We start from the raw sequence: 23,315 nt of genomic DNA, 5'->3' as shown, positions 1-23,315 counted from the left end.
GGTGGCCAAATAGGCATCATTCACCGGGACCATCTGCTGATATACTGATCGATACACCATGGAACAGATTCCATAGGTATGGCGACCAAACCCTAGTGATTGAGAATTATTAACGGCTAGCAAGCGGCTCGCTAGCACCCTCTGCCGCTGACCGTTCAGGATCGAGCGCGTCCAGCAACACCTGATGCGAGAAAGGCTTAGCCACGAAGCGCTGAATACTGCCCTCGCTCAAGGCCGCGGTCACCGCCGGGTCGTCGCGGTAATAGAAGGCCGAGACCAGCACAATCCAGGCCTTGGGATTGAGCAGGCGAATGCGCCCGGCCAAGTCCAGCCCATTCATATCCTGGAGCTTGGCATCCAAAATGATGCGCTCGAAGGACTCCTGCTGAAGTCGCGACAGGGCCTCTGAGCCGCTGTTCAGACTCAGTAGCCGATAACCTGGAGGACGCAGGAGGGCCTTGATGGCCCAGCAAATATTGGGCTCGTCATCGACCAGTAGGACGCTGACCTCGGGCATTGCTCAAGCCGCTGTGACCCTTATCACAGGATCGGCAACTGAACACGAAAGGTGCTTCCCTCACCCACTCGACTGGTCACGCTGATCGAGCCGAGATGGCGCTGGATGATGGAATAGCAGATCGACAGCCCGAGCCCGGTGCCGTTTGGTGTCGGTCGACTCGTATGGAAGGGATCAAAGATCTTCTGCAGCTCACTGCTCGGAATACCGACACCGGTGTCAGTCACATCAACCAGGGCCAGGTTCTGCACCTGACGCAGCTCAACCCGCAGCTCGCCGCCATCCGGCATGGCATTAATGGCGTTCAAGAGCAGATTCAAGAACACCTGCTGCAGAAGATTCGGAATCCCCCGCAGCTGCAGCTGAGGAACCTCAAGGCTCAAGGTCAGACTGATCTGCTGCACCTTGACCTGATTGGCAACCAAGTCGATCGTATCCTGTAGCACGGCACAGAGATCGATTTCCTGCATCTCATCATCGGCCGAGGGCCGCGCGAAGCGCAGCAGATTCTCAATGATGCCCGAGGCCTTTTCGACACTCGCCTTGATCTTATCGATGCATTCACGGCGCAGATCCGCATCCAGATCCGGATCATCCAGAAACTGCACGGCGGAGTAGCAGGTTGACAAGGGATTGCGGATCTCGTGTGCGATGCCACCGGCCATCACCCCGAGTGCGGCCAGCTTTTGCGATTGGCGCAGATGCATCTCCAGCTCTCGCCGCTCGGTGAGATCACGCCCTACCGCCACCATGCCGATCATCTCGCCATAGTCATCGCGCATCGCCGAGAACACCCAGGACACCAACAGCGACTGTCCAGCGCCGGTCGGCAATCGCCATTCCGCCGTCTGCGACTGGCTACCGGCCTTGATCTGCGCCAGCACCCTTGAGGCCTCCTCGCAGTCTTCATCGGCACAGAGCTGCGCAAACCAGCGACCGGAGACATCAGCCGCCGATAATCCTGTCAGGGTCTCAGCGGCCGTATTCCAGGTGCGGATGCGGCCCTCGTTATCGGTCGAGAGCACGATATCACTGGCGCTTTCGACCACCGATGCCAGACGCCGCTCGACCCGGCGCACCTCTTCCGATAGGCGAGCCCGCTCGCTGACATCCTCCACGAACAGCATCACCCGCTTCGATCCGTTCTCACAGGACAGGGGTACGATCGAGTAGAAATAGACCCGCCTGGAAATGCCCGGCGCACGATAACTCATCTGCTCCCCGCGCATCGGCTGGCCGCTGCGGAAGACCTGCTTGATGTTGGTCTGCAGATCGGTGCGCTCTAGGATGACGCGCGGAAAGACCTCCATAATCCGGCGGCCGATGGTATCGCGCTCACGGCGGCGGCTCTTCTCCAAAAAATGCTGATTGACGGCACAAATGCGCAAGGATTCACTGACCAACAAGACGGTCGAGGGAATCCCATCGAGCAGTTGTTGATAGCCAAGGGGTAGGTTGTCGTGATCGCCAGGGTCAGACATGATGATCTGTCGAGCCGGCTGGCGAGAGTTCCGCGAGCGCAGCAAAATGATAGGGGGGCCAAGGCCCGCTCAACAGCCAGGGTGCGGAGCCGATCTCTGCAGCGCCGCGCAGCGCGGCTGCATGCAGCACCGCCTCCACCTGCTGCAACTGTTCCCGCGGCACCAGATAATGTGTCGAGACCATCGCCTGCCCCGCAAACCAGCCCGATTCGATGTCGCGCCGTCGCACCAGGCCCGTCAGCGGCTGATCGAGCGCCTCGGCCGCGCGCACGGCTGCCTGCTCCGCGGCAAGCCTCCGTTTGCGCTCAAGCAGATAGGAGTATCCAGACCGCAGCTCAGCACCCGCTGCCTCGTCGGAGTCCTGGTCCCTCGCCGGCCCCAAGTCCATCCGCAAGCCCGCATCCAGGCCTGCATCCGGGCCTGCATCCGGGCCTGCATCCAAGCCAGCCTCCGCAGTCGCCACCGGAATCCGCAGACTCAGCTCGACGCAGCCCTTGAGCGCCTCGAGCAGTGCCCTGTAGTGATGCTGCTGTGCGCCTAGGTGCGCCTCTAAGGCCGCGGTATCGGTAAACAGGCAGCCATAACGCAACGGGATCAGGGTCATCCTCTGATGCAAGGCCTCGATCACGCGGCCGAAGGCGAGTGCCGCTTGCGCATCTTTTGCCACCTCTGCGATCTCGCCGACCCAGGCCGTCAAGCCATGCGCCGAGACTGTCTGCAAGGGGGTATCCCATGCATCGATCGCCCCATTCGCTGCATCAGTCGCCCCATGCGCCGCATCCGTCTCATCCGCAGCCAACCGCCGCGACGGCATTGCGCCGAGATCGGCGCCAATGCAATAGAGCATGAGTGCCATGGCCGTTTCAGCACGCCTCGCCACAAAAGCTATAAGGTGCCAAAGGCCCCTTACAGAGCAGACGCAAGCCCCAAACCCTATAGATCGCACGCGCCTCATCGAGGGTCTGATGCAAGTCCGCGGTCTCCTGCTGCCGCACCAGCACCGCCCAATTGAAGACCCATCCCTGATCGGCGAGGAGGCGCCGCTCACAAAAGCCCGCACACTGCCGACGCAAGGTCTCAGCCAAAGGCGCGGTGCGCGTCAACAGCCAAGCATCAAGATCGCGCGCCAGCTCACGCCGCAGGCGCTGCTTCTCCAGATGCTGCCGCCCCAATGAGGTCGCCGGCACATAACGCCCGCTCGCGATCGCCTCATCCAGCCGCGCATCCAATGCCGCCTCCCGATCCAATTGCCCCTGGACCGCCCACTCGCGACAGCCCTGCAGTCGCTCCAAGGCCGCTTCGATCTGCGGGCGCTGGGCATCCAAGGCCTCCCATAACGCCTGGGTCGACGAAAACAGGGTGCCGAGCGGCAGCGGAAAGACGCTGCATTGCGTCATCAAGCGCTCGATCACGGCCTCATGCGCCAAGGCGCGCGGCCCCAGCCAGCCGAGATCAGCGAGATTCTGTTCGCCCTGCGGCCCACGAAACTCCGCTAGCGGCACCACGCTCACAATCGCCGTCAAACCGGCATGGCGTAGCGCCATCAACGGCCGCATCGCATCCATTGCCGGCATATCCAACCGCATTGGCTCGGCGTCGCGCACCACCCCATAGAGATAGAGGGCCTCGCCGGCTGCCGGTAGATTAGCGGCATGCAGGTTAGCGGCATGCAGGTTAGCGGCATGCAGGTTAGCGGCATGCATCCTCATCTGCTCTCTCATCAACAGACATCCGCGCCCATCAGATCCTGCAACGCGCTGTTGATGTCCTCTCGCTCCAGCTGCACCGCCGCCACCGCCAGCGGATCACCACCGCCCTGCGCCACGGCCCGGCGAATCGCCCGCAGCGCTGCGCGATTGCAGATCGCCGCCAGCTCAGCACCGCTAGCGCCATCGGTGCTGATCGCGAGCTGTTCGATATCCACCGCCTCCGCCCCCGGCTTACCACGCAGATGCACCGCCAGGATGGCGCGCCGATCCAGCTCGGCCGGCAGCGGAATCTCCACCACCTCATCGAAGCGACCGGGGCGCAACATGGCCGCATCAATCAGATCCGCGCGGTTGGTGGCGCCCAGCACGAACACCCCCTTCAGCTCCTCCAGCCCGTCCAGCTCGGCCAGGAACTGACTCAGCACCCGCTCCGCCACATGCGAATCGGTCGCGCCCGCACCGCGCGCCGGCACCACCGCATCCACCTCATCTAAGAAGATGATGCAGGGCGCCGCCTGACGCGCCTTATGAAACAGCTCCCGCACCCCGGCCTCAGACTCACCGACGTAGCGCGACATCAGCTCCGGCCCCTTGACGGCGATGACGTTGACCCCGCTCTCATTCGCCACCGCCTTGGCGATCATGGTCTTGCCCACCCCGGGCGGCCCCGCCAATAACAGCCCTTTCGGCGGCCGCACGCCGGCCTGCTCAAACAGCTGCGGATAGCTTAGCGGCCATTCGACCGCCTCCACCAAGCGCTGTCGAATCGCATCCAGCCCGCCGACATCGTCCCAGCGCACATCCGGCACCTCGACAAACAGCTCACGGATCGCCGAGGGCTCGACCTCGCGCAGCGCATTGACAAAATCCTCCATATCAACGGTCACACCGGCGAGCCGATCGATCGGCATCTCCGCCAGCGAGACGCCGATATCTGGCAGCAGGCGGCGCAAGGTGCTCATCGCCGCCTCACGACACAGCGCCTCGAGATCCGCCCCGACGAAGCCATGGGTGATCTCCGCCAGCTGCGCCAGCGCCACATCCTCATTCAGCGGCATGCCGCGACTATGGATCTCAAGGATCTCGCGGCGACCATCGCGATCTGGGATCGGGATCGCCAGCTCGCGATCGAAGCGGCCCGGCCGACGCAAGGCCGGATCGATCGCATTCGGCAGGTTGGTCGCCGCGATCACGATCAGATTCTGCCGCCGCGTCAAGCCATCCATCAGCGCCAACAGCTGCGCCACGATCCGCTTCTCGACATCGCCGACCACCTTATCGCGGCGCGGCGCAATAGCGTCGATCTCATCCATGAAGATGATGCTCGGCCCCTTGCGCGCCGCCTCCTCGAAGATCTTGCGCAGATGGGCCTCGCTCTCGCCATAGAACTTATGCACGATCTCAGGCCCACTCACGCTAAAGAAGTTGGCGTGGCTCTCCTGGGCAATGATGCGCGCAATCAGGGTCTTACCGCAGCCGGGCGGACCATGCAGCAAGATGCCCTTGGGCGCATCGATGCCAAGCCGCTCGAACACCTGCGGATGACGCAGCGGCAGCTCGATCATCTCGCGAATGCGCTGTACCTGAGTGCGCAGGCCACCGACATCCTCGTAGGTCATGGTGGTGCTGGGCGGGGCTGCTGTGGCGCTCCCACTGCGCTTGCCAATCACCAGCGAGCTGGTCGGATTGATGACCACCGCCCCGCTCGGATCGCAGTCGGCGACGGTAAAGTCCGCCGATCGGCTACCGAACAGCGAGGCGCGCACCAGATCACCCTTGACCACTGGCAGCCCGTCGAGCAGGCCGCCGATATAGTCCAGATCGCGCTTTCCGGGCTTGACCGTATTGGGAATCAGCACCACCTGGCGCGCCGGCTGCCAAGGCAGCGGCTGCACCAGCGCCTGCTCATCCACCGCCACATCGGCATTTTTACGCGTGATGCCATCGAGCTGCACACAGCCCTGACCACGCATCTGCGGATAGGCCGGCATCACCTTGGCGACACTCATGCCCGCGCCCTTGATCTGTACGATATCGCCGAGCTGTAAACCGAGACGGTCGATATCGACCGGATCGAGACGCGCATAACCGCGCCCAGCGTCTTTGGGAAGGGCTTCGGCAACCTTGAGCTTCAGAGGCTCGGGCATCGTTGTCTCCATGTGATGAAATGAGCAGGTGAAATGAGCAGGTGAAATGAGCGTTAGCGCGCCCGCCCGATTTAGGTCAAGCGGATCTCGAGGATGCCGTTGCGGCAGCTGTAGGCCAGCTTGTTCGGATCGCAGACACGCGGCAGCAGGATCTCCTTGCGGTACTTCTTTGCCCCACGCTCGGCCTGCAGCAGCAGGATGTCCTCGTCCAGCTCCAGCTTGACATCCTCATCGGCAATGCCCGGCAGCTCAGCGACCACCTTGAGGTGGTCCTGCTCATCGAACACATCGATCATCGGCTCGGTCACCTCTTGCACCACCGAGACACCGGTTTGCTCATCGCGGCGCACGTTGCCAAAGGGCTCTACCTTCGGCTCGCTGGCGGTAGCGCCATCGCCGCCGGCACCAAACCTGACTGAAAACCCATAGACGGCCTTCATGTCCTGACCATGATCGGACTGCAGATCAAACTGGCCACTGCGCTTGAGCTGCTCACCGGTCTCGGCCAGTTGTCCTAGCTTCTCAACCAGGTCACCGAGACCATGCAGCACACCTTCGATACCACCGCCCGCCTGCGATCGATCAGTCATCATTTCACCTCACTGATGCTGTAGTCCGAATTGTTTCAATTTGTTATGGATCGTCTTGTAATCGACTTGCAGCAGCCGTGCCGCCTCGGCCTTATTGCCATGCGCCAACCCCAGGGCTTTATCCAAGAGCGCACGCTCCAATTGCTGCTTGTTGTCTAATAAGATCTCGCGCATCGAGCGCTCACCGATGGGCAGCGCCTGTGCGGCGGTCACCGGCGAACCGGCCGCCGCCAACACCGAGCGGTCTCGGCTCCGCAGCCGGATATGCTCAACATCGATCTGCTCCTCGGCGAGCAGCGCGGCGCGCCTGACCACCGCTCGCAGTTCGCGCACATTACCGGGCCAGCCGAAGGCCAGCAGGCGCTGCTGCGCAGCCGGGGAGAAGCCCCCCACCGGCTTCGCCAGATCGATCTCGGCCTGGCGGCGAAACTGCTCCGCGAGGTGCAGGATGTCTTCACGCCGCTCACGTAGTGGTGGTACAGAGAGCTGAAACTCATTCAGCCGATACCAGAGATCCTCGCGAAAACGACCGTCCTCGACGGCCTGCTGCAGATCCTCATGAGTAGCCACCAGCACCCGGCAATCGATCTTGATCGGCTGCTGACCGCCCACCCGATAGAGCACCCGCTCCTGCAGCACCCGCAGCATCGAGGCCTGTGCCTGCAGTGGCATGTTGCCGATCTCATCCAAGAACAGCGTGCCACCGGCGGCCGCCTCGAATTTGCCGATACTGCGGCTATCGGCGCTGGTGAAGGCGCCTTTCTCATGCCCAAACAGCTCGCTCTCGAGCAGCGACGCGGCGATGGCACCGCAGTCGACCGCGACAAACGGCCCCTGCGAGCGGGCGCTAAACGCATGCAGGGTACGCGCGACAAGCTCCTTACCGGTGCCGGTCTCGCCCTGGATGATCACCGAGAAATTGGTCTCAGCAACCGCGGCCATCTCCCGCACAAGTCGCTGCACGCGCGGGCTTGATCCCATCGTCGCCCTGAGATGATTCTGCAGCGAGGTCGCTTTGCTGGCGTTGGTCTTGATCTGGGCGCTGGCACTCGATGCCTGGCTAGCGGCACCGGCAAGCGCCCTGCCCTCAGCCTGCTTGACCACCTGCTTCAGTAAGCTCACCGCATGCCGGTTATCGAAGGGCTTCGGCAGGTAATCCGCGGCGCCAGCCTTGATGGCCTCGACCGCCTGCGACACCCCGGCAAACGAGGTCATCATCACCACCGGCAGTTGCGGATAACTGCTGTGCACACGCCGCAGCACCTCCATCCCATCCGGCCCTGGCATCCTCACATCCAGTAACATCACATCAGGCATGCGCTGGTTGACACAGCTCAGCGCACTGTTGCCGTCGTGGGTCGTGCGCACCTCAAAGCCACCACGGCTGAGCACCAGGCTCAGCATGTCGCAAAGATCCTGATCATCATCGACGATCAAGGCTTTCGGACTGGCCTCGACGGGGCCTGCAACCGCGCTCATCGAACCTCCGCCGCACTGAGCGCCGGCTTGCCAACCGGATACCGCAGCTGAATATCGGCATCGAGGTGGGCCTCGACGTTATGCAGCAGTCCGATGAAGAGGATGCCCACCTCACCCTGCTGCAGCGTCTGGTTGATCCGATGACCGATCCAGGCATCACGCCGGCTCAATAAGGCCGCTGCCGTGACATCCTTCTCGGCATCCGGCACTTTGATCGCAAGCAGCTGTTTTTGCAGTTGGTATTCATCGACCAAGAGGTCGCCAGACTCGGTGCCCATGAGTTCAGCACCGCGCTCGATTAGCTGCTGTAGGAGCCGGTGATTGCGACTGCCGCCGGCAGCAAGCTCGTCGACGATCGCCTTTTCCTGCCCACACACCGGCAGGCCGTCTTGGTAGAGGCGCCAGCCTGAAGGGCCAACTGGAAGCGACTCCAACACCTGCTCGATCTGGTCCCAGACCAGGCTGATCGCCGCTTCATGTTGTTGCTGCGCGGCCGCGCTAGCCCGCGCCTGAGCAACGGTCCCGGCCAGCCCGCCCAACTCCTCCGCGCTATGGATAATCGGTAGATAGATCAGTATTCGCATCCTGTTTATCCTGACGAGCAACCCGCCTGCGAAGCCGTTGCGTTCAAGTGATGTCGAACCATCAGCTGAGAAACAGCCTGGCTGACTGGAAATGATCAACCGTAACCATCGACGATGAGTGGATAACGCGCAACCGCACTTGACACTTCTTTATGAACAAGCCAGGCCGTTCGAAGCCTGACCGTGCCAGGTGCTGAATGCTGAGAACCTCCTGCGAGCCGGAACGGGAGTCTGCGGTCTTTGCGGGCCTGCTGCTGTCATCGGTGCTCGATTCACCGATCTTGTACGGCCTTGTGACGATTTGCTCTGTCGGGTCTGCGACACGCCCTGGGCCACAATGAGTCGCAGTCGCTCCAAAACCTTCGACGCCACATCGATAAGGCATTTATTTTAAAGGATTTATTAATCTGGCCCATGGTTTGCATAAAAGCGCATAACGCGCAACCGGCGATGCCGAAGCAGCAGGATCGACGCTGCTCCGACATTGCCTCCGGTACCATCCGCCATTGGAGTTCAGACCGATGTCGCTGACCGAGACTTCGACGCCCCCATGGGTCTGCATCAACGACACCACGCTGCGCGATGGCGAGCAGTCGGCCGGTGTCGCCTTCTCGCTTGATGAGAAGCTGGCGATCGCACGCGGGCTCGATGCCCTCGGCGTGCCCGAGCTGGAGGTCGGCATCCCAGCCATGGGCGAAGACGAACGTGACTCGATCCGGGCCGTCGCTGACCTTGGGCTCAACGCGCGCCTGATGGTCTGGGGACGCATGTGCAGTGCGGATATCGATGCCTGCATCGATCTCGGCGTCGATCTGGTCGATCTCTCGATCCCGGTCTCGGATCAGCAGATCAGCCGCAAGCTCGGCCGCGACCGCACCTGGGTGCTCGACTGTATCGCCCGGGAGATCCGTATCGCGCGTGAGCAAGGACTCGAGGTCGGTATCGGCTGCGAGGATGCCTCGCGGGCCGATCCCGACTGGCTCAGGCAGGTCGCCGAGGCCGCGCAGCAGGCTGGTGCACGCCGGCTGCGCTTCGCCGACACCGTCGGCCTACTCGATCCCTTCGGCACCTTCGAGCGCATCCGCGATCTCGCCAGCGTCTGCGACTGCGAGATTGAGATGCACGCGCATGACGACCTTGGCCTGGCCACGGCGAACACCTTGGCCGCGGTGCGCGCCGGCGCCACCCATGTGAACACCACCGTGCACGGTCTTGGTGAACGCGCTGGTAACGCCGCGCTCGAAGAGGTCGTGATGGGGCTCAAGCATGTGCAGAAGATCGCAACGGGCGTTGACCTGACCCGGTTCGAGGCCTTATCCAAGCTCGTCGAGCAGGCCTCCGGCCATGCCATCGGCTGGCACAAGAGCCTGGTCGGCGATGGTGTCTTCACCCACGAGGCGGGCATCCATGTCGACGGCCTGCTCAAAGACCCACTGAACTATCAGGGGATCGACCCCGCAGAGGTCGGCCGCCAGCATCAGATTGTGCTCGGCAAGCATTCTGGTCGCCAGGCGATCCGGCTCGCCTACGAGCAACTGCTGCAGCTCGACATCAACGCCATGCAGGCGGAGCGGGTGCTACCGCTGCTGCGCCGCTTCGTCACCGAAACCAAGCGCGCACCGGCCAGCACCGACCTGCGGCGGTTCCTCGAACAGACCAGGAGCCCAGCGGCGACCGGCCAGAGACGGCTCGCCTGAGCCAATACCGGGACCAAGGCACCCTCATGGATCTGCTCGATCTCGACAACGAGGCGATGTATTTCGAGACGCCGCTGCCGGATGCTGTCCAGCAGCTGCTCGACGAGAGCGGCCAACAGTATCGCTCACAGGCACTCGACGGCTCATCCGAGGATGATCTGGAGCTGACCTCCGTCGACAGTGCGGAATGGGCGCTACTGCGCGCCTACCTCAAGGCCCCTGAGCATCTCTCGGTGATCGTCGCGCTCTATCGGTTCTTCTATTACCGCCACCGCTATGCCGAGGCGGTGATGATGGCCGATCGCGCGATCCTGCTGAGCAGCCGACAGCTCGGCCTGACCGAGGACTGGCGTCAGCTCAGACAGGCCGACCTGGAGCGGGCAGCGCAGCACTCAATGACCAGCACCCGATTTCTGCTCCTAGCGCTTAAGGGCGCGGCTTGGCTGCTCCTGCGCCAACATCAACCACAGGCCGCGATCGAGCGACTGGCCCCAGTGCGCGCCTTCGATCAAAAGGACCAGCTCGGCACGAGCGAACTGCTGAGCTGGGCCGAGAAGGCGGTGCGGCGCGAAGAGATCAGCAACGCCGGTGGCAATGTCCATCTGCTCGGCGATTGAGCGATTGAAATTGAGCGATTGAGACCGCCGCGCATGGAGCGCAGCCGATACCACGCGATTCCAGATTGACCTTGACCCGATAACGGAGACCGCCATGGCTGACCTCAACACATCGACACTGTTGTATTCGAAGACGAATTCGAAGACGAATTCGAGGACCAATCCGATGCCCGATACGCTCAATCATCCGATCCCGGACTCGATCGATGCCTTCGAGGTTGATCTCGACGAGCTCGAAACCGCCGAAGACTTTTTGGACTACTTCGGCGTCACCTTCGAGCCGAGCATCGTGCATGTGAATCGGTTACACATCCTGCAACGCTTCCACGACTACCTCGGCGAGATCGACGAGCCGCCAGATAGCGCCGCTGCCCGCTATCGGCTCTATGCCGACCTCCTGCACGGCGCCTACCAAGATTTCGTCGGCTCCGATGCACGCACCGAAAAGGTCTTCCGCGTCTTTAAGATGCGCGCGCCGCGGCAGGTCAACGTCGGCCTCGATCAGCTCCTCGCGAGCGCTAGCCGCAATGCGCCTGCTTCACTAACGGAGCAACCCCTCTGATGCGGCCGCTCTACGACTACGGCGACGAGGTGCGGGTGCTACGCAATCTGCGCAACGATGGCACCTTCCCTGGCCAATCAACCGGCACTCTGCTGGTGCGCCGCGGCAGCACCGGCTATGTCCGCGATGTCGGCACCTTTCTGCAGGACCAGATCATCTACAGCGTGCATTTCCTCGACGGCGATCGCATCGTCGGCTGCCGTGAGGAGGAACTGCAGCCGGCCAGCGACCCCTGGACGCCGAGTCGTTTCGAGTCGCGCGAAAAGGTCGCCGCCCGGATTGCGCTCGGCCGCGGCGGGCGCGTGCTGGTCGAGCAAGGCCGCATCGGCGAGGTGATCAAGGTGTTGCGCGGGCCAGCCACGGCCGAGGAAACCGGCGAGGTCGCCTACCATGTCCTCTTCCCAGGTTGCAGCCTGTTGCAGGTTCCGGAGTCCGCGCTCGAGCCCGCTCCAGCCCCAGAATCCTTCTCGCCGTCTACGGTCACCGCAACGCACGACCTCAGTCGCAGCAATCAGACCGCCATCGCGGAGCAGAGCCCATGAGCGCATCGCAGGCCATTGCCCCCAACCCCGCAGCGTCCGGTCAACAGGACGCCGAGCCCGAGCACTACCGCTACCATCTGCTGCGCGCAGCAACGGCCCGCTTCCAACGCAACATCCCAGCACTCTCACGCGAAGAGCTTGCCGAAGCCGAGCATCAAGCCAGACGCAGCTTCGCCCTCGAAGAGCAGGTCTTGAAGAGTACCGAAGCGCTGGATGTGTTGATCCCCGATACCCAGGTCCAACGCGCCTATCAAGAAGTCAAGCAGCGTTACGAGAGCCAAAGCGAGTTCGAGGCCGACCTTAAGCGTAATGGTCTCAACAGCCGAGAGCTGCGCCAAGCCTTGCGTCGCGAGCTGATCTTCGATGCCGTAATGCAGCGCGTCGGTGCACGCCATGCGCCGATCACCGACGCCGATGAACGGCTCTTCTACGAGTTGCATCGCGAGCGCTTCGACTCCCCCGAGACCCGCAGCGCACGCCACATCCTGATCACGATTAACGACGACTATCCTGAGAACAGCCGCGGTGCCGCACGCGCACGCATCGTGGCCATCAGCGAGCGCCTGCGAGCACAGGCCAGCGCCCAAGCCCGCACGCAGAAACGCAACCAGGCCAGCGCCCAAACCCACACTCAGGGTCGCAACCAGACCAACACTGTCCCGGAACGCGTCCAGGCCGATGCCCCAGCCGCCCTGCTCAACGCCTTTATCGACGAAGCCCGCAAAGGCTCCGAATGCCCAACCGCGATGGAAGGCGGCCAGCTTGGCAGGCTCAACCGCGGCCAGCTCTATCCCGCCCTCGATTCCGCGTTATTCGCGCTTGCGGCAGGACAGCTCAGCGGCGTGCTCGAGTCCGAACTCGGCTTCCACATCGTGCTTTGCGAGGCCATCCATCCCGCCAAGACGCTGCCGTTCGCCGCGGTTCGCCAGCGCATCCATACCGCGCTCGAACAGCGCCGCCGTAAAGAGCAACAACGTCAATGGCTGGCGAACCTAGCGATACCAAAGGCACCGCCGTCGCGCTAGCAGGCAGTCGTTTATGGCACACTGCGCGCTCACTGCAGTCTAGGGAGTGAGCGGATGAGCAAACAACACAGCATCCTGATCGTCGACGACACGCCGCAGAATCTCACCGTGCTGGGCGAGCTGCTGCAACCGCTGTATCGGGTGCGGGTCGCCAATAGTGGTGAGCGGGCGCTGAAGGTGGTCGAGAAACAGCCCTTTCCAGATCTGATCCTACTCGACGTGATGATGCCTGGCATGAGCGGCTACGAGGTGCTCGAGCGCCTCCGCGCCGCGCCCGAGACGGCCGCCATCCCGGTGATCTTCATCACCGCGATGGAAGGCAGCCAGAACGAGGAGCATGGGCTGAGCTTGGGCGCGGTCGACTACATCACCAAACCGATCAACCCGGCGATCGTGCTGGCGCGGGTCAAGACCCAGCTTGAACTCAAGGACGCGCGCGATCGGCTCAGCGATCAGAACGCCTGGCTCGAGGCCGAGGTGGCGCGGCGCATGCGCGAGAACCTGCTGATCCAGGATCTCAGCATCCGCGCGCTGGCCAACCTGGCCGAGGCGCGCGACAACGAGACCGGCCAGCACATCCTGCGCACCCAGGCCTATGTCGAGATCCTCGCCAAGGCCCTGGCCGATCATCCGCGGTTCCAGGCCGAGCTGACCCCGGAGCGGATTCCGCGCATCGTCAAGGCGGCGCCGCTGCACGATGTCGGCAAGATCGGCATCCCGGACGCCATCCTGCTCAAGCCCGGACGGCTCACCGACGCCGAGATGGCGATCATGCGCACCCATGCGCGGATCGGCGCCGATGCCATTCGCTGCGCGATGGAGACCAGCCTTGCCGAGGCCGATGCCGAGGAGGCGGGACAGGGTCGCGACGCCTTCGCCTTCCTCGAGATCGCCGCCGAGATCGCCGGCAGCCATCATGAGAAGTGGGACGGCTCCGGCTATCCGGCCGGGCTCGCTGGTGATGCCATCCCGGCCTCCGGCCGACTGATGGCCTTGGCCGATGTCTTTGATGCGCTACTCAATAAGCGTGTCTACAAGCCGGCGATGAGCCTGGAGGAGACCACCCGCATCATCCTAGAGGGCCGTGGCACCCATTTCGACCCCGCCGTAGTCGACGCCTTCGTGGCGAATCGTGAACGCTTCGCCGAGATCGCAGCGAGCTATCCTGATGCCGAAGCTGGTGCCGAAACGGCTGCCAAAGCCGACGCGAATACCGATACCGAAGCAGCCGCATCACAGGACGCGTTAAAGGCCAGCGCTTGATGCTCAGTCTGCCGCGCCGGTTATTCCGGCAGTTCTTCGCCCGTCGCCCATCCGGATCGTCGGCAAAGTCAGTCAGTCCCATACCCCGCCTGCAGTCCGGCTTCGACACCCAGCCGATGCTCTCGGCGATATTCGAGTACGCGCCCGATGCGATCGAGCTCGTCGATGCCGAAAACGGCCGCTTCATCGCCGCCAATCCGGCCAGCTATCGCGCCCTGGGCTATACCCGCGAGGAGATGCTGCAGCTCTCCGTGGCTGACATCCAAGCCGAGATGGATGCCACCGCGCTCGCAAATGTGATCGCCGAGATTGCGGCCAAAGGCGAGGCCCATTTCGAGACCCGCCATCGGCGCAAGGATGGCTCGACCTTTGATGCCCGAGTGCACACCCGTCGCATCGAGATCGACGCCAAGCCCTGTATCCTCGGCATGTGGCGTGACATCAGCCGCGAAAAGCAGGCCGAGGCACGGATTCGGATGCTGTCGATGGCGGTCGAGCAGAACCCCTCGACGGTGGTCGTCACCGATACCGATGCCCGCATCGTTTACGTCAACGATGCCTTCAGCGAGCTGACCGGTTACCAGCCGGACGAGATCCTCGGGCGCAACCCAAGCGTTTTGAAATCCGGCCAAACACCAGGTGCGGTCTACGCCGAGCTCTGGCAGGCGCTGCGCGCCGGGTTGCCGTGGAGCGGTGAGTTCATCAACCGCACCAAGTATGGAGAGATTCGCACCGAGGCGGCGACTATCCTGCCGCTGCGCGACGCTCAGGGCCAGATCTGCAACTATGTCGCGGTCAAGCAAGACATCACCGAGCGCAAGCGCCTCGCCGCCGAGCTTGACGCCTATCGCAACCAGCTCGAAGACCTGGTTGAAGCGCGCACCGCCGAGCTGCAAGCCGCGAAGGACTGGGCCGAGGAGGTCAGTGGCGACTTTTGGCGCGTGCTCAATGTCGCCCGTGATCTGATTACCCTCAAAGATGCCGAGCGCCGCTTCCGCGCCGTCAGCCGCAGCTTCATTGACGCCTGCGGCGCCTCCGGCTGGCAGGCGTTTCGTGGTCAGACCGCTAACGCCCAGGTGCCGCGCGCGCTCGCAGCCGAGATGCAGAACGCTGAAGACGTGCTCTTGGCCAGCACCGACGACAGCCTCTCGCACGAGACCGAGCTGACCCTAGCGGATGGCAGACCGCACCTGCTCGCCTTCACCTATTTCAAACTCCGGGATAGCGAGGGGCAACTCTCCGGTCTGCTGATGCAGGCGCGTGATCGCACTGACAGCGCCCAGGCGGCGGCCGCGCTGGCCCATCGCGAAGACCAGTTACGGCTGCTGCTCGAATCCACCTCGGAGGGCATCTTCGGCATCGACCAGGATGAGCGCATCACCTTTGCCAACAGCGCCGCGGTGCGCCTGCTCGGCTATCCGTCGGCGGCGGCACTGATCGGCTGTAGCGCGCACGAGCAGACCCATCACAGCCACGCCGACGGCAGCCCCTATCCAGCGCAAGACTGCCCGATCCGCCACTCGATGCACTCGAAACAGCCGTTGCAATGCGATCAGGAGGTGTTCTGGCGTGCCGACGGCACCGCCTTTGCAGTCGCCTATGCCAGTGCGCCAATGCTACGCGATGGCGACAGCATCGGTGCGGTGGTCTCGTTTACTGACATCAGCGAGCGCAAGCAGGCCGAGCAACGTCTGCAACAGGCCAAGGAGGCAGCCGAGGCAGCCAACCGCGCCAAAAGCGAATTCCTGGCCAATATGAGCCACGAGCTGCGCACGCCGATGAACGCCATCATCGGCCTGACCCATCTAGCGCGCCGCGAGACCAGCAACGCTGCCCAGCGCGAACGCCTCGAGAAGGTCTCCGATGCCGCCCATCACCTGCTTACCATCATCAACGACATCCTTGATCTGTCCAAGATCGAGGCCGGCAAGCTGCAGCTTGAGCCGACTGATTTCGACCTCGACCGGGTGCTCGACAATGCCTGCAACCTGGTCCGCGACAAGGCCGCGAGCAAAGGTATCGAACTCCTGGTCGATACCCGCACACTGCCACCAGGTTTGCATGGCGATGGCCTACGGCTTGGTCAGATCCTGCTCAATTTCCTCGGCAATGCGGTCAAGTTCACTGAGCGCGGCTGTATCCGCCTCAGTGGGCGCCAGCTCAAGTCTCAGCAGGCTGCGACCGCGCAGTTACTCACCCGCTTCGAGGTCATCGACACCGGCATCGGTCTTAGCGCCGAGCAACAGCAGCGACTGTTCCAGGCCTTCGAGCAAGCCGATGCCTCAACCACCCGCAAATACGGTGGCACCGGGCTGGGGCTGGCCATTTCCAGCCGACTCACGCAGCTGATGGGCGGGCGCATCGGCGTCGAGAGCGCGCTCGGCCAAGGCAGCACCTTTTGGGTCGAACTCCCCTTTGGCCAATTGACCAAGGCATTGCCAGAGCGATCCAGACAACCCAGCCTACAAGGGCGCCGTATCCTGGTGGTCGATGACCTGCCTGAAGCACTAGAGTCCTTCGCTGCCATGCTCGAGCCGGCGGGTCTGTTGGTCACCAGCACCAACACCGGGGCGGCGGCGCTCGAGCAGCTACAGCAGGCCGAGCAGCAGAACCGCGCCTTCGACCTCTGCCTGGTCGACTGGAAGATGCCGGGCATGGATGGACTCGAGGTGGGCCAGCAACTGCACAGCCTCGGACTCGCGCGGCCACCCGTCTGCCTGCTGATCAGCGCCGCCAGTGAAGAGGTGGCGCCACAGGCACTGAGCCAGGCCGGCTATGTACGCCTGCTGCCGAAACCACTCACCGCCTCGCGGCTGGTCAGGGCACTCCGAGAAGCCCTCACCGGACGCACCGATGCGGCCGCGGAACCGAACCTCGGCGCAGCTGAACGGGCGCTACGTCAGCGCGCCCCAGCCCACCTGCTGCTGGTTGAAGATAACATCATCAATCAGGAAGTCGCGCGTGAACTGCTAGAAACCGTTGGCATCGAGCCGGACATCGCCGATGATGGTCAAGTCGCCGTCGACAAAGCGCGCACTCAGGCTTATGACCTGATCCTGATGGATGTGCAGATGCCGGTGATGGATGGGCTGGAGGCAACGCGGGCGATCCGGCAGATCCCAGCACATCACGACACCTCGATCGTGGCGATGACCGCCAATGCCTTTGATGAAGACCGCGATGCTTGCCTACAAGCAGGCATGAACGATCACATCGTCAAGCCGGTCGATCCCGAGAGACTCTATCAGACGCTGCTCAAATGGCTGCCGGCTGCTGCCCAAAACCACTCAGCCGCAGGCTCAAGGCAGCCTCAAAGCGCAGGGCAGAATCGCGATCAAACGGCAGATCAAGGCGCCGGAAACCCTAGGGACGTTGGACATATTGGAAATGAGGGAGTGCTTGTGGAGGCCTCGACAGAGGTCAATGCTTTGACCACCGCAGCCTCCGAGTCAGGGGCTGAGCCACCAGCGACGATGCTGAACGACCATGACAAGTCTGCTGAGGCTGGAGCCAGTGCCGCGGCGACTGTTAGCGCTAAGGTGGATGGAGCTGAGCAGGCAGACGTACTCCTTAAACGGCTCGCAGCCATCGAGGGGCTGGAGACCAACGCTGGGCTGCATGCGTGCAATGGCCGCCTCGATCTCTACCAGCGCTTACTGCGCCGGTTCCTAGATGCGACCGATACAGCCAGTCTGCTGCAAGCGCTAGCCAACCTTGACCTCGAAACGGCTCAACGCACGGCGCACAGCATCAAAGGCGTTGCGGCCACCCTTGGCGCCGAGTCAGTACGCGCCCAAGCCTTTGCCCTTGAGCAGGCCATTGCCAGCCGCGGCCACAACGGAGCCACCAGACCAGCCCTGCCAGCGGGACATGCGCCAGCACCACTGCCCGCGCCAGCAACAGCATCCACGCCAGCACCAGGCGATCATCAGATCGGCCCACAGAGCAGGAACCTCGAAAACTGGCAAGCGGGCGGCAGTGCACTGCTGGAGGCCCAAGCCCAGGCACGCCGACTCGACGCCGAGGTCGAACAGCTACAGCAGGCACTCGCCAAGGTCATTGCTCCCGCTCAGACCACAGCCAGCGCCCCTACTCCGCGCCCAGCCTCAGCCGGCCCAGTGTCGGTCGATCGCCTTGCCTTGGCAGCCTGCATTGAGGAGTTGTCCAGTTTGCTCGAAGCCGGCTATATCCAAGCCCAGTCGGTGTTCGAGACCCATCGCAGCCTGCTCTCAGCCGGACTCGGCCGCGAGGTCGATGAGATCGGCGCACTCCTTGAAGACTTTGCCTTCGATGATGCGCTGGCCTTGCTCAACAAGCTCCAGGCTCGCGCGCCTAGCGCCAAGTCTAGCGATGAGGCTTGAGGCTTTGCCCATGCGCCGACTGATCAGCCGACTGATCATGGGAATCACTCCTCACGCCGCTCGACGGTCTCGGGATCGACAGTGATGGGCCGGTAGATCTCGACTCGATCACCTTCCTTGACCTTGGCGTCGAGCTTACTCAGCTTGCCGAAGATGCCGACGCGCTGGATGTCGAGGTCGATGTCCGGATATTGGCGCAGCAGGCCAGAGTGCTCGATCGCCTCGCGAACGGTGCTGCCGTCCGGGACGTCGAGGCTCAACCAGGTGCGTTTGAACTTGTCTGCGTACGCGACACCGATATGCATGGATCAAGCCTCTTGTTGAGTTGAACAATCACCCGGGCGACGCAAACGAGACCGACTGCGCGCGGCGCTTGAAGATCGGCAACCGTTTTAGCAGTCGCTGACCAGCCAGCAAGAACCCTAGGGCGAGAAAGCCACCCGGCGGCAAGATCATCAACAGAAAGCCGCGATAGTCAGGGATCAGCGTCATCTCCAAGAAGCCCATCGCCTCGCCGAGCAGCAAGGAGGCATTGGCGAACAGGGTTCCAGAGCCAATCAGTTCGCGCATCGCGCCGAGCGTGACTAGCACCAGCGTGAAGCCGATGCCCATCATCAGCCCGTCGAAGACCGCCGGCGCGATGCGATTACGCGAGGCAAAGGATTCGGCGCGGCCGAGGATAGCGCAGTTGGTCACGATCAATGGAATAAAGAGCCCGAGCACCTTGTGCAGATCATGCAGCCAGGCGTTCATCGCCAGATCGACCAAAGTCACCAGGGTGGCGATGATGAGCACGAACACCGGGATGCGCACCTGCGGCGTGATCAGCCCGCGTAGACTCGAGACCAGAAGTCCCGAAGCAACCATCACCACCAGCGATGCTAGTCCGAGGCCGAGGCCATTGGTCGCGGTACCGGTGACCGCGAGCAGCGGGCAGAGTGCGAGCATCTGCGCCAGCACCACATTGTTGTCCCAAAGCCCATCGCGAGCGATGCGGCCCCAAGGGGTGCGTTCAGGGGCGGTCTCGTCAAGGTCTTTGGTCATCGCGAGCGCTTCCAATTGGATCGGGGGTCATGTTCTTAAGGTCATGTATCAAGCCAGCTTCTAAACCGCGTCCAGTTTGGGATGTGCAGTTTTGACCGCACCCGCTGCGGAACAATGACGTTTCTATCTCCTGGACATGGTTTAACCACAATGCTTGGAGCGGGAGTGATTATTGGCTGATCTCGGTCGTGATCACGGCTGAGGCGGTCAAGGCATCGCGCTGCGCGGCAAAGGTCTCGAGTCCGCCCTTGATCGCCGCCACCACCGCCCGTGGGGTAATGGTCGCGCCACTGAATTGATCGAAGACGCCGCCATCCTTCTTCACGGCCCACTGCTCGGGCGGCGGATCGCTGAGATCGCGGCCAGTGAAATCGGTAATCCAAGCGTCACGCGCGATCTCGATCTTGTCGCCAAGCCCTGGGGTCTCGCTGTGCGCCAGCACCCGGGCGCCGAGGATGCGTCCATCGACACCGATCCCGAGCAGCACCCGGATCGGACCGGCATAGCCTTGACCAAGGGTCTCAAAGGCGACCGCCGTCACGTCCAACCCCTGGAGTGCGCGGTAGACGATGATCGCGTTCTCGCTATGACGGCTAGGGCTCGGGCTGCGGCTCGAACCCGAGTTCAAGCTCGAGCGCGGGATCATCAGCGGATGCGCGAGCAGGTCGTTGTCATGCAGCTCGGCGGGAATCACCTGCTCCAATGAGGCCAGCAGATCCTCGGCCTTGCGCTCGGCGATCGGGCCTTTGGTGACCAGATTCCCGACCACCAGCAGCACCGAGGCGGCGAGCGCGAATCCCGCCAGCAAGAGCGCCTGATAACCGATGCCATCGCGATCGGTGAAGGTTTGTGGCAGGGATCGGCTCATCGCTGGCGCTCCTGGGCGGCATCCCCGGCCACCGGCAGCGGGCGCCCGTGCCGATCGCGACCAAAGATACGCGGCTTGATGTAATGATCGATCATCGGCGTCGCCGCATTCATCAGCAGGATGGCAAAGGCTGCGCCCTCGGGATAGGCGCCGAAGGTTCGAATCAGATAGATCAGCAGCCCGGCCCCAGCCCCAAACACCGCCTGTCCAAGCCGCGAGACCGGCGAGGTCACCGGATCAGTGGCGATGAAAAAGGCGGTCAGCAGGGTCGCGCCGGCGAGCAGATGCAGCAGCGGGCCGGCAAAGCGGGCGGGGTCGAGCAGGTGCAGCAGGCTGGCCGGAACCGCCACGCCGAGCAGGACCGCGACCGGGATCACCCAGTCGATCACGCCCTTGCGGATCAGGAACAGCCCACCGAGCAACAGCAACAGCGCCGAGGTCTCGCCAAGGCTGCCGGGGATGCCACCCAGCAGTGCCGTCAGCGGCGCAAACAGCTCGGGGGTCGCCGCGGCCAGATCGCCACCCTGCTGCAGGATCAGATCGACCTGGCCCAGGATCGAGGCGCCGCTCATCGCATCCCAGGGCGCGGACAGCCCGTCCAGACTGATCGCCAGGCCGTCATTCAGCCCTGGCGTCTGCGCGAAGAACAGCGGTTGCGGGCCGATCCATTGCGTCATCTCCAGTGGAAACGAGACCAGCAGCACCACCCGCGCCACCATCGCCGGATTGAACAGGTTCTGACCCAGTCCACCAAACACCTGCTTGCCGACGATGATGGCGATAAAGGCACCCAGCACGCCGATCCACCAGGGCGCCCAGGGCGGCAGGGTCATCACCAACAACCAGCCGGTCAGCAGCGCCGAGCCATCCATCAGGCTCGCTCGCAGCGGCTTGCCGCCCAGGATCAGCGCCAGCGCCTCAAACAACAGCGCGGCAGTCAGCGTCGCGCTAAACAACAGAATCGCCGGCCAACCGAATTGCCAGAGGCCGAGCAGCGTCGCCGGCAGCAGCGCCAGCAGGACCAGCCCCATGGTGCGGCTGATGCTGACCGGCGCATGCGCGTGCGGGCTGGCGAGGAGTGGACTGTCTAGCATGCTTGTGCCTCCGCAACCGCCTGGTCTTGATTCGACTCGGGCGCTTGCTTGAGCCGCTGTTCGAGTCCGTGCTTGGTCAACGACTCCGTCCGAGGCTTGATCCTGGCCTCAGCCTCATTGGCCGCCATGACCTGCTGGTTTGCTTCGGTCTGCCTCTCCGCTTCGGCCTGTGCCTTAGCTTCGGTCTGTCTCTCTGACTCGGCCTGTGCCTTGGCTTCGGCCTGTTTCTTCGCCTCGGCCTCACGCTTGCGCTTGGCCATCGCCTCACGCTTGGCGCGCTTCTGCGCCTCGAGCCGCCGCGCGCGATGCTCGGCGAGGCGTTTGGTCTCGGTCTGCTTCTGCTTGGCCCGGCCGCGCGCGGCCAGCTCGCCCTTGGCATGATTGAAGAATTGCACCAACGGGATGTGCGCCGGGCAGACATAGGCGCAGGAGCCGCAACCGATGCAATCCATCAGCCCGGTCGCGACCGCGCCATCGAGATCACCCGTGCGCACATGGGCCGCCATGCCAAGCGGCACCAGCCCACAGGGACAGGCCTGCACGCAGCTGCCACAACGGATACAGGGCTGCGGCTCGCGCTTGCCGGTCTCGGCCGCGGTCAGCGCCAGGATGCCGTTAGTGCCCTTCATCACCGGCACCCGCAGCTCCGGGATTGGCTGCCCCATCATCGGTCCGCCGGCGATCAGGCGCTCGGGGTCTTCGCGGAAGCGCCCGCAATGCTCGATCAGGTCTTCGATCTTGGTGCCAATCAGCACGCGTAGGTTCTTCGGCGTGCTGATCGCCCCGCCGGTGATGCTGATCACGCGCGAGACCAGCGGCCGACCGAAGCGGAGCGCCTCATGCACGGCGAAGGCGGTCGCCGGGTTATGGACGACAACGCCGATGTCAGCGGTCAGCCCCCGCGCCGGTGTCTCCTTGCCGGTCAGGGTCTGCACCAGATGCTTCTCCGAGCCCATCGGATAACGCATCGGCAGTCGCACCACATCGGCCCCAGCAAGCTCGGCCGTGGCGCGCTGCATCGCCACTAGCGCCTCGGGCTTGTTGCCCTCGATCCCGAACAGCAGACGATCGACGCCAAGCGCCCGCGCCATGATGCGCGCACCATCCACGATCGCCTCAGCCTGCTCGCGCATCAGTTGATCGTCACAGGTCAGATAGGGCTCGCACTCGGAGCCATTGATGACCAAGGTCGACAGCTGGTAGCGCTTGCCAAGCCCAAGCTTGACCGCCGACGGGAAGGTTGCCCCGCCCATGCCGACGACACCGGCATCCGCGACCCGCTTGGCGATCTCGACCGGCTCTAGCGCCAAGGGATCAGCAACGCCTTGGATACGCTTATGCCAGCGATCCTTGCCATCCGGCTGCAGGGTGATGGTGCGCACCGAGAGTCCGGAGGGGTGATTGGCGGGATACAGGCCCAGCCCAACGATGCGGCCCGAGGTCGGCGCATGGATCGGCGCCGAGACCGTACCCTGAGCCTGAGCAATGCGCTCGCCCTTGGCGACATACTGGCGTCGCTGTACCAGCGGATTGGCAATCGCGCCGATATGCTGCTGCAACGGGATATGCAGCAGCTTCGGCATCGGTAGCGGCTCGATCGGCCGACCAGCGGCGAGGGTCTTGCGGTCGTCGGGATGCACGCCGCCACGGATTCGGAACAGTTGCATCGAACAGGCCTCAGCGAGCGTGAATAGAATGGATCATGCGTCAATAGAGCGGATCAAGCTTCAATAGA

General features: G+C 63.3%; 20 protein-coding genes. 7 read left to right on the top strand and 13 right to left on the bottom strand.

Going from position 1 to position 23,315, the window contains the following annotated elements; genetic code table 11:
- Nucleotides 1-109 precede the first annotated feature (109 nt).
- The 8 genes from CCR96_RS11745 to CCR96_RS11710 form a co-directional block, all read right to left on the bottom strand.
- Nucleotides 110-517, bottom strand: coding sequence for a response regulator (locus tag CCR96_RS11745; RefSeq protein ID WP_201220314.1), 408 nt, complete (start codon nt 515-517; stop codon nt 110-112).
- Nucleotides 518-540: 23 nt separating this feature from the next.
- Nucleotides 541-1,998 carry a PAS domain-containing sensor histidine kinase gene (locus CCR96_RS11740; protein WP_201220313.1) on the bottom strand — a complete coding sequence of 486 codons (1,458 nt, stop codon included), beginning with the start codon at nt 1,996-1,998 and terminating at the stop codon, nt 541-543.
- Nucleotides 1,991-2,854, bottom strand: a complete 864-nt coding sequence (locus CCR96_RS11735; protein ID WP_201220312.1) for a GvpL/GvpF family gas vesicle protein — start codon at nt 2,852-2,854, stop codon at nt 1,991-1,993. Before CCR96_RS11735 ends, CCR96_RS11740 begins: the two co-directional genes overlap by 8 nt.
- Nucleotides 2,855-2,861: 7 nt before the next feature.
- Complete coding sequence (locus CCR96_RS11730) at nt 2,862-3,707, bottom strand: GvpL/GvpF family gas vesicle protein (RefSeq protein ID WP_201220311.1); 846 nt, start codon at nt 3,705-3,707, stop codon at nt 2,862-2,864.
- An 11-nt stretch (nt 3,708-3,718) separates the two neighbouring features.
- Nucleotides 3,719-5,854: a CDC48 family AAA ATPase gene (locus tag CCR96_RS11725; protein WP_242518961.1), complete on the bottom strand. Its 2,136-nt coding sequence runs from the start codon at nt 5,852-5,854 to the stop codon at nt 3,719-3,721.
- A gap of 71 nt (nt 5,855-5,925) precedes the next feature.
- Complete coding sequence (locus CCR96_RS11720) at nt 5,926-6,444, bottom strand: Hsp20/alpha crystallin family protein (RefSeq protein ID WP_201220309.1); 519 nt, start codon at nt 6,442-6,444, stop codon at nt 5,926-5,928.
- A gap of 9 nt (nt 6,445-6,453) precedes the next feature.
- Nucleotides 6,454-7,923: a sigma-54-dependent transcriptional regulator gene (locus CCR96_RS11715; RefSeq protein WP_201220308.1), complete on the bottom strand. Its 1,470-nt coding sequence runs from the start codon at nt 7,921-7,923 to the stop codon at nt 6,454-6,456.
- On the bottom strand, nt 7,920-8,507 hold the full coding sequence (locus CCR96_RS11710; RefSeq protein ID WP_201220307.1) for a hypothetical protein: 588 nt from the start codon (nt 8,505-8,507) through the stop codon (nt 7,920-7,922). Before CCR96_RS11710 ends, CCR96_RS11715 begins: the two co-directional genes overlap by 4 nt.
- A 521-nt stretch (nt 8,508-9,028) precedes the next feature.
- Here CCR96_RS11710 and nifV point away from each other — a divergent pair.
- The 7 genes from nifV to CCR96_RS11675 all read left to right on the top strand — a co-directional run bounded on the left by nifV (nt 9,029) and on the right by CCR96_RS11675 (nt 18,574).
- Nucleotides 9,029-10,204, top strand: coding sequence for a homocitrate synthase (gene nifV, locus CCR96_RS11705; protein WP_201220306.1), 1,176 nt, complete (start codon nt 9,029-9,031; stop codon nt 10,202-10,204).
- A gap of 26 nt (nt 10,205-10,230) precedes the next feature.
- Nucleotides 10,231-10,821 carry a hypothetical protein gene (locus CCR96_RS11700; protein ID WP_201220305.1) on the top strand — a complete coding sequence of 197 codons (591 nt, stop codon included), beginning with the start codon at nt 10,231-10,233 and terminating at the stop codon, nt 10,819-10,821.
- A 166-nt stretch (nt 10,822-10,987) separates the two neighbouring features.
- A complete protein-coding gene (gene nifW, locus CCR96_RS11695; protein WP_200246011.1) occupies nt 10,988-11,383 on the top strand; it encodes a nitrogenase-stabilizing/protective protein NifW in 396 nt (131 codons plus the stop codon).
- Complete coding sequence (locus CCR96_RS11690; protein ID WP_201220304.1) at nt 11,383-11,925, top strand: nitrogen fixation protein NifZ; 543 nt, start codon at nt 11,383-11,385, stop codon at nt 11,923-11,925. Before nifW ends, CCR96_RS11690 begins: the two co-directional genes overlap by 1 nt.
- A complete protein-coding gene (locus CCR96_RS11685) occupies nt 11,922-12,950 on the top strand; it encodes a peptidylprolyl isomerase (protein WP_201220303.1) in 1,029 nt (342 codons plus the stop codon). Before CCR96_RS11690 ends, CCR96_RS11685 begins: the two co-directional genes overlap by 4 nt.
- A 54-nt stretch (nt 12,951-13,004) precedes the next feature.
- Entirely contained in the window at nt 13,005-14,213 is a 1,209-nt protein-coding gene (locus CCR96_RS11680; RefSeq protein WP_201220302.1) for an HD-GYP domain-containing protein, read from the top strand.
- 116 nt (nt 14,214-14,329) lie between these two features.
- A complete protein-coding gene (locus tag CCR96_RS11675) occupies nt 14,330-18,574 on the top strand; it encodes a PAS domain S-box protein (protein ID WP_201220301.1) in 4,245 nt (1,414 codons plus the stop codon).
- Nucleotides 18,575-18,618: 44 nt separating this feature from the next.
- On the opposite strand, the gene CCR96_RS11670 is transcribed toward CCR96_RS11675, so the two are convergent.
- From CCR96_RS11670 to rsxC, 5 genes are all read right to left on the bottom strand, one after another.
- Nucleotides 18,619-18,879, bottom strand: coding sequence for an RnfH family protein (locus CCR96_RS11670; protein ID WP_201220300.1), 261 nt, complete (start codon nt 18,877-18,879; stop codon nt 18,619-18,621).
- Nucleotides 18,880-18,907: 28 nt separating this feature from the next.
- Nucleotides 18,908-19,618 (bottom strand): electron transport complex subunit E, encoded by a 711-nt coding sequence (locus tag CCR96_RS11665; protein ID WP_201220299.1) that lies wholly within the window; start codon nt 19,616-19,618, stop codon nt 18,908-18,910.
- A 169-nt stretch (nt 19,619-19,787) separates the two neighbouring features.
- Entirely contained in the window at nt 19,788-20,486 is a 699-nt protein-coding gene (gene rsxG, locus CCR96_RS11660) for an electron transport complex subunit RsxG (protein ID WP_201220298.1), read from the bottom strand.
- Nucleotides 20,483-21,580 carry an RnfABCDGE type electron transport complex subunit D gene (locus CCR96_RS11655; protein ID WP_201220297.1) on the bottom strand — a complete coding sequence of 366 codons (1,098 nt, stop codon included), beginning with the start codon at nt 21,578-21,580 and terminating at the stop codon, nt 20,483-20,485. The genes rsxG and CCR96_RS11655 overlap by 4 nt, the downstream gene beginning before the upstream one ends.
- A complete protein-coding gene (gene rsxC, locus CCR96_RS11650) occupies nt 21,574-23,247 on the bottom strand; it encodes an electron transport complex subunit RsxC (protein WP_201220296.1) in 1,674 nt (557 codons plus the stop codon). Before rsxC ends, CCR96_RS11655 begins: the two co-directional genes overlap by 7 nt.
- Between the last annotated feature and the right edge of the window lie 68 nt (nt 23,248-23,315).

This window comes from Halochromatium roseum (genome assembly GCF_016653315.1).
GTDB classification, from domain to species: domain Bacteria; phylum Pseudomonadota; class Gammaproteobacteria; order Chromatiales; family Chromatiaceae; genus Lamprobacter; species Lamprobacter roseus.
This window is presented reverse-complemented; position numbering and strand designations above follow the sequence as displayed.

Excerpts from the sequence above, each read along its gene's own strand:
- CCR96_RS11675 (WP_201220301.1), top strand. The coding sequence starts at position 14,330 with ATGCTCTCGGCGATATTCGAGTACGCGCCCGATGCGATCGAGCTCGTC.
- CCR96_RS11690 (WP_201220304.1), top strand. The coding sequence starts at position 11,383 with ATGCGGCCGCTCTACGACTACGGCGACGAGGTGCGGGTGCTACGCAAT.
- CCR96_RS11710 (WP_201220307.1), bottom strand. The coding sequence starts at position 8,507 with ATGCGAATACTGATCTATCTACCGATTATCCATAGCGCGGAGGAGTTG.
- CCR96_RS11735 (WP_201220312.1), bottom strand. The coding sequence starts at position 2,854 with ATGGCACTCATGCTCTATTGCATTGGCGCCGATCTCGGCGCAATGCCG.
- CCR96_RS11745 (WP_201220314.1), bottom strand. The coding sequence starts at position 517 with ATGCCCGAGGTCAGCGTCCTACTGGTCGATGACGAGCCCAATATTTGC.
- CCR96_RS11670 (WP_201220300.1), bottom strand. The coding sequence starts at position 18,879 with ATGCATATCGGTGTCGCGTACGCAGACAAGTTCAAACGCACCTGGTTG.
- CCR96_RS11725 (WP_242518961.1), bottom strand. The coding sequence starts at position 5,854 with ATGCCCGAGCCTCTGAAGCTCAAGGTTGCCGAAGCCCTTCCCAAAGAC.
- nifV (WP_201220306.1), top strand. The coding sequence starts at position 9,029 with ATGTCGCTGACCGAGACTTCGACGCCCCCATGGGTCTGCATCAACGAC.
- rsxC (WP_201220296.1), bottom strand. The coding sequence starts at position 23,247 with ATGCAACTGTTCCGAATCCGTGGCGGCGTGCATCCCGACGACCGCAAG.
- CCR96_RS11720 (WP_201220309.1), bottom strand. The coding sequence starts at position 6,444 with ATGACTGATCGATCGCAGGCGGGCGGTGGTATCGAAGGTGTGCTGCAT.
- rsxG (WP_201220298.1), bottom strand. The coding sequence starts at position 20,486 with ATGAGCCGATCCCTGCCACAAACCTTCACCGATCGCGATGGCATCGGT.
- CCR96_RS11715 (WP_201220308.1), bottom strand. The coding sequence starts at position 7,923 with ATGAGCGCGGTTGCAGGCCCCGTCGAGGCCAGTCCGAAAGCCTTGATC.
- CCR96_RS11700 (WP_201220305.1), top strand. The coding sequence starts at position 10,231 with ATGGATCTGCTCGATCTCGACAACGAGGCGATGTATTTCGAGACGCCG.
- CCR96_RS11730 (WP_201220311.1), bottom strand. The coding sequence starts at position 3,707 with ATGAGGATGCATGCCGCTAACCTGCATGCCGCTAACCTGCATGCCGCT.
- CCR96_RS11740 (WP_201220313.1), bottom strand. The coding sequence starts at position 1,998 with ATGTCTGACCCTGGCGATCACGACAACCTACCCCTTGGCTATCAACAA.
- CCR96_RS11685 (WP_201220303.1), top strand. The coding sequence starts at position 11,922 with ATGAGCGCATCGCAGGCCATTGCCCCCAACCCCGCAGCGTCCGGTCAA.
- CCR96_RS11655 (WP_201220297.1), bottom strand. The coding sequence starts at position 21,580 with ATGCTAGACAGTCCACTCCTCGCCAGCCCGCACGCGCATGCGCCGGTC.
- CCR96_RS11680 (WP_201220302.1), top strand. The coding sequence starts at position 13,005 with ATGAGCAAACAACACAGCATCCTGATCGTCGACGACACGCCGCAGAAT.
- nifW (WP_200246011.1), top strand. The coding sequence starts at position 10,988 with ATGCCCGATACGCTCAATCATCCGATCCCGGACTCGATCGATGCCTTC.
- CCR96_RS11665 (WP_201220299.1), bottom strand. The coding sequence starts at position 19,618 with ATGACCAAAGACCTTGACGAGACCGCCCCTGAACGCACCCCTTGGGGC.